Genomic DNA, 5,915 nt, shown 5'->3' on the forward strand with positions numbered 1-5,915 from the left:
GCCGGAAGCCGCGGCGCCGGAACGCACGGCGCGACGTCGGCACCGGCACGACGAGGACTCCGTGGCTCACCGCAGGCCCGAGCACGGCAGCCAGCGCGGACCCCAGCGGGCGCGCGAGGAGGGTCTCGCCCTCGTCTTTGAGGCGGCGCAGGCATCGCGCCGCCACGCCCTGATAGGTCAGCGCCACGTGGACGTTCCGACCCTCGGGCGTGCGCACCGCCCGCGGGTCGGGGATCAGCTCGGCTCGACAGACGTCGCACAGCAGCGTGCCGGGCAGGCCGCACCCGCCGCAGACCGCCGACAGCAGCAGCGCGGCCGCCTCGAGCACGACGGAACGGAGGGCGGAGGGCACGGGCATGCCTTCATGGTGTCTCCGGGCCCGCTCCGCGGCGGTCGTCGCGAGCACGACCCGCGGGCCGCACCGCGAGATCCGTCACCGTGGAGGAGAGGTCACTCCCCCGCCCGGGTCGCCAGGACCGTGATGCCCTCCGTGACCTCGCGCCACGCCGATCCCGCGTGCGCGTACAACTGACCGGCGGCACCGAGGATCCGCACACCCGCGGGCGTGCGCGCGCCGGAGATCGAGATCGCATCGACCGGCGCCGTCTCGGACGACCCCGGCCCGCCCACGGCCTGCAGCACGAGCCGCGGACTGCTGGGAGAGGCCAGCACGGCGAGCCGGTCGGGCCCGAGCCACACGAGCCCGGTGGACGGCTCCGGGAGCTGGAACAGCTGCACGAGGTCGCCGAGCTCGGTCGGCACGCCCGCCGAGTCGCGCACGATCGCCGCCACCACGACCCACCGCTGCCCGCCGACCACGATCACCGCGGCGACCCGGGCACCGTCCGCCGACACGCGCAGGTCGGAGATGGAGGAGGCGCTCGGCCAGGCGTTCGCCACGGCGTGCGGGGCCGCATCACTCCCCGAGGCCTGCACCGCCTGGGGATCACCCTCCGGGACGGACCACGCGTAGCCGAAGGGGTCGAGAGACGGCTCGACCAGACCGGCGCGCGCGTCCAACTCATCGCGTCCGGACTTCGCCACCCGGTACACGTGACCGTCGTCGAGCTGCACGACCGCGTAGGAGTCGTCGATGCCGACGTCGATCGCCAGGATCGGCTGCGGGATCGCGACGATCTGCTCGCTGATGTCCGGGATCGGGGAGATCTCGTCGCCGACGATCCGCCCGAACTCGCCGTTCCGCAGGACGAGCGTCCCGACGTCCGCCGGGGTGCCTGCGAGCTCGACCACCCCCGCGTCGAGGGACCTGCCGTCGACGCTGAAGCGCACCTGCGTGACGTTCACCCCGGCGGCCTTCAGCGTGGACTGCAACTGCGTGCGCATGCGGGCGAGCGTGGTCTGGTCCAGTCCGGACGCCGGACGCGTCAGAGCGACCTGAGCCACCTGTCCCGTGATCGGCACCGCGTCCTGCGCCAACTGCACGTCGGCGGGGAACGCGGTCTGCACGGCCGGGTCCAGCCACTCCGACGGCGTTCCGCTCACGAGCGCCTGCGTGACGGTCGTCGCCGGGCTCTGGCGTCGGGGGAACCACCGCATGTCCGGCACGAGGCGCGACCACGAGGAGTCGAACCACTGCAGCGGGTACCCCTCGAACACCTTCGGGAACCGCGCCTCGTCGATCACGATGCCGTCGGGCGCCTGGGTGATGCGCCACTCGCCGTCGTCCATGCGCTCCAGCGCGAAGGGGACGCTGGAGTCGCCGGGCGCGCCGCTGTAGGCACCCGCCCCGTCGACGCTCGCCACCAGGTCGAGCTGCACCTGCACCTCGGCGGTGTCCGCCTGTTCCACCTCGTCCTCCGGCACCGTGGACGACAGCGTCCGCGCCTCGGGCCCGACGTCGATCGACACGCCCGCCGACGGTGCCCAGCTGCGCTGAAGCGCCGGGGCGAGGAACTCGCGCGCCGTGTCCCAGTTGTCCGACGTCGTGATCCCGGCCTCCAGGAAGCCCTCGACGATCTCCTCCGGACCGGCTCCGGCGATGGGACCGGAGGCGACGGGGAGGACGTCCACATCCTGCGGCGACTCGCCGAGCTTGAGACCCACCGCGACATCGCCGCTCGTGGGCAGACCGGCGCAGGCGGGGAGGAGCAGCGCCACGATGCCCAGGGCGGCGGCGAGCGCGAGACGTCGCGACCTGCGTGCGCTCACGGTTCCTCCCTCCCCTCGAGCAGCTCCGAGTACATCTCCGCGATCGAGATCGGCTGCGTCGCGTCGCCCAGTTCCGCCAACGGCTCCTGAGGCTCCACCGGGACCGGGCTCGGCCCGTCGAGAACACCGTCGTGGCGAGGGATGGTCAGCACGAAGTTCGACCCGACGCCCAACTCGGACCACACCGCGAGCGTACCGCCGTGCAGGGTGGCGTCGCCCAAAGCGATCGACAGTCCGAGCCCCGTGCCACCGATCGTGCGCTGCCGGGAGGGATCGGCGCGCCAGAACCGGTCGAACACACGCTCGGCGTCGGCCGGGTCCATGCCGAGGCCGAAATCGCGTACACCCGCCGCCACCGCGTGCTGATTGCTGTCGACGGTGACCACGATCGGCCGGCCCTCGCCATGCTCGATCGCGTTGCCGACCAGATTGCGCAGCACCCGTCGCACGCGGCGCGGGTCCATGTCCACCGGCGAGTAGCCGCCCGGCGCGACGAGCCGCAGCTCGGAGCCGCGCCCGTCGGCGAGCGGCCGCATCTGCTCGATGACGTCTTCCGCGAGGTGCGCGAGGCTCGTCGCCTCGAGCTCCAGCTGCACGGACCCCGCGTCGTACCGGCTGATCTCCAGCAGGTCGGACAGCAGGGTCTCGAAGCGCTGCACCTGCGCGTGCAGCAGTTCGGTCGCCCTGGCGGTGGTCGCGTCGAACTCGTCGCGGTGGTCGTTGAGCATGTCGGCGGCGAGACGGATCGTCGTCAGCGGCGTGCGGAGCTCGTGGGAGACGTCCGACACGAAGCGCTGCTGCACCATCGACAGCTCCCCGAGCTCCTTGATCTGCGCCTCGATGCTGTCGGCCATGGCGTTGAACGACCGGCCGAGGGTCGCGAGCTCATCCTCGCCGTGCACCTCCAGCCGCACGCCGAGGTCGCCCGCGGCGAGGCGCGCGCTGGTCTCCGCGGCCTGCACGATCGGCGTCGACACCGTACGCAGCACGATCCACGAGATCGCGGCGACGATCGCCACCAGGCCGATCCCGGCGATCCACAGCGTGCGCTGCACGAACACCAGCGTCTGATCGGCATCGGCCAGGTCGTACGCGAAGTAGATCGCGAACGGGCCGGCCTCCGGCACCTGGAGCTGCTGCCCCACGATGATGCCGGGAACCTCTCCCCCGTCCTCGACCGGCAGCGCGACCGACTGCCACGCCTGGACGTAGTCGAGCTCCTCCACCCTCGTCTTCAGCTCGGGGCTGAGGAGGTTGGCGGTGAGGCCGGCCGTGAAGCCGTTCAGTCGCACCCCTCCCGGCTCGTCCTCGATCTTGAACCCGGCCAGCTGATCGGCGCTGGACGTGCGCGCCAGCGTGTCGGGGATGCTGTTCCACAGGTCGGTGAGCGCCGCGGGGTCGTCGCCCACCTCGGCCACGTCGAGGATGCTCTGCGCCTGGTCGACCGCGCGGCGCGCGTCCTCCAGGGCGACGTTCTTGCGGGAGACGAACAGGTCGTTCTGGATCACGAGCGCCATGGTGACGCACGTGATGAAGATCGCCAGCGAGGTCGCGACCAGGGTGATCGCCAGGGTGCGGAACCGCAGCGACCGCCGCCACAGCGCCGAGATCACGGCCGGCCAGCCACGCCAGTCGCGCAGCACAGCGACGGCCGTGGTCGCTGTCGTCGCGGCCATCGTGCGCCTAGGCGACGCTGCCGGCGCGGTAGCCCACACCGCGCACGGTCATCACGATCTTCGGGTTGTCCGGGTCGAGCTCGACCTTCGCGCGCAGCCGCTGCACGTGCACGTTCACCAGTCTGGTGTCGGCCTTGTAGTGGTAGCCCCACACCTGCTCGAGCAGCATCTCGCGCGAGAACACCTGCTGCGGCTTGGAGGCGAGGGCCACGAGCAGCTGGAACTCCAGCGGCGTCAGGGCGATGGGCGTGGTGCCCCGGCGGACCTCGTGCGCGTCGACGTCGACCGTGAGGTCTCCGATGCGCAGCTGTTCGCTGGTGGTCTGCGGGGTCGGGCGCAGCCGGGTGCGGATGCGGGCGACCAGTTCCTTCGGGTTGAACGGCTTGACCATGTAGTCGTCTGCGCCCACTTCGAGGCCACGCACCACGTCCGCGGTGTCGCTGCGCGCCGTGAGCATGATGATCGGCACCCCGGACTCCGCCCGGATCCGCGTGCAGATCTCGATGCCGTCCATGCCGGGGAGCATGAGGTCCAGCAGCACCAGGTCGGGACGCTGTGCGCGCCACTCGTCGACCGCGCGCGCGCCGTCCGCGCAGAAGACCGGCTCGAAGCCCTCCGTGCGCAGCACGATGCCGATCATCTCGGCGAGCGCCGTGTCGTCGTCGACCACGAGGATGCGTGAGGTCATAACTGTTACCTTATGGCACCGAGTACCGCCCTCCGCAGGTCTGCGCCTCACCGCGAGGATATGACACGATGGGAGCGCACGACGGAGGGAGGCCCGTGAGCGGCCAGACGTGGACCCCAGCCCCCAAGAAGGGGATCATCCCCCTTCATCCGCTGACGTTCAGCATGCTGCTCGGCAAGGCCTTCGCGGCGCTCCGCCACAACCCGAAGGTGCTGTTCGGGTTCGCCGTCGTGATCCAGTTCGTCGTCGTCATCGCGACCGCCGGTGTCATGGGTGTCGTGCTGTTCACCACCTTCACCCGCCTCGAGACGGTGTCTCCCTCGTCGCCCGACTTCGAGGCCGTGCTCGCCGGCACGATCGCCATCAACGTGATCGCCGGGCTGATCGTCGGGCTCGCGTCGATCGCCTTCACCGCGATGATGCAGGGCGTGGTGGCCGCCGACATCGGGTACGCCGCCGTCGGGCGGAAGGCCTCGCTGCGCATGCTCTGGCGCCGCATGCTCCCCGCGTTCTGGCGGCTCGCCGGCTTCGCATCGCTCTCGGTGCTCGCGATGTTCGGCGGCATCGCGATCGTCGTCGCCATCATCGGCGCACTCACCGCCGGCGGTCTGGGCGGCACGCCGGAGCTGATCGGCATCGTGATCATCGTGGTGGTCCTGCTGGCGATCGCCGCGATCCCCCTGACCATCTGGCTGACCACCAAGCTGCTTCTCGTCCCGTCGATCCTGGTACTGGAGCGCGCGCGCTTCCGCGACGCGTTCGTGCGGTCGTGGCGTCTGACGCGCGGCCGGTTCTGGGTCGCGTTCGGAGTGACGTTCCTGATCAGCCTCATCATGGGGCTGGCGATGCAGGTGGTGAGCATCCCCACGGCGCTGGTGTCGTCGTTCCTCGGAACCGTGATCGCGCCGACCGGCGCCAGCGAGCCGAGTGCGGTGATCGGCTACGTCTTCGCCCTCCTCGCCCCGCAGGTGCTGCTGCTGATCCTGCAGGCGATCACGATCGTGGTGCAGAGCACGGGCGGTGTGCTGGTCTACCTCGACTGCCGCATGCGCTACGAGGGCCTGGACCAGACGCTCCTCTCCTATGTGGAGCGCCTCGACCTCGGTGCGAGCGAGGATCAGCTCGGCGACCCGTTCGTGGTGGACACCGCCCGCGCCGTCACCTCCGCCCCGCCGCCGCGTCAGGTTCCGGAGCACGTGATGATGACGCAAGGGTACGGGTACCCCCAGGCCGCGCCGCAGCCGTATCCCTATGGTCCACCGCCGACCGGGACGGCCCCGGAGTTCGGTGGCGCGCCCTCGCCCGCATACCCGCCCGCACCCGCGCCCGCGTACCCGCCCGCACCCGGGTACCCGTCGACCACCGCGTACCCGCCCGCACCC

The 5,915-nt window shown here is 71.3% G+C and carries 4 protein-coding genes and 1 pseudogene; 1 reads left to right on the forward strand and 4 read right to left on the reverse strand.

The window, feature by feature from the left end; genetic code table 11:
- The 4 genes and pseudogenes from DW299_RS07660 to mtrA form a co-directional block, all read right to left on the reverse strand.
- Positions 1–358: pseudogene (locus DW299_RS07660) on the reverse strand (ComF family protein); the annotation flags it as partial.
- A gap of 92 nt (positions 359–450) precedes the next feature.
- Positions 451–2,169, reverse strand: a complete 1,719-nt coding sequence (locus DW299_RS07665; RefSeq protein ID WP_136036241.1) for an LpqB family beta-propeller domain-containing protein — start codon at positions 2,167–2,169, stop codon at positions 451–453.
- Complete coding sequence (gene mtrB / locus DW299_RS07670) at positions 2,166–3,845, reverse strand: MtrAB system histidine kinase MtrB (RefSeq protein ID WP_136032890.1); 1,680 nt, start codon at positions 3,843–3,845, stop codon at positions 2,166–2,168. Before mtrB ends, DW299_RS07665 begins: the two co-directional genes overlap by 4 nt.
- 7 nt (positions 3,846–3,852) lie before the next feature.
- Positions 3,853–4,533, reverse strand: coding sequence for an MtrAB system response regulator MtrA (gene mtrA / locus DW299_RS07675; RefSeq protein ID WP_136032889.1), 681 nt, complete (start codon positions 4,531–4,533; stop codon positions 3,853–3,855).
- Positions 4,534–4,628: 95 nt separating this feature from the next.
- Between mtrA and DW299_RS07680 the strand changes: the two genes are divergently transcribed.
- A partial coding sequence (locus tag DW299_RS07680; RefSeq protein ID WP_240745342.1) for a hypothetical protein occupies positions 4,629–5,915 on the forward strand: 1,287 nt, incomplete at its 3' end.

Origin of the sequence: Microbacterium sp. K35, from assembly GCF_004794375.1 — a bacterium.
Lineage (GTDB): Bacteria > Actinomycetota > Actinomycetes > Actinomycetales > Microbacteriaceae > Microbacterium > Microbacterium sufflavum.

What these genes read in the sequence shown, in the direction of transcription:
- mtrA (WP_136032889.1), bottom strand. Translation starts at nt 4,533, where the DNA reads ATGACCTCACGCATCCTCGTGGTCGACGACGACACGGCGCTCGCCGAG.
- mtrB (WP_136032890.1), bottom strand. Translation starts at nt 3,845, where the DNA reads ATGGCCGCGACGACAGCGACCACGGCCGTCGCTGTGCTGCGCGACTGG.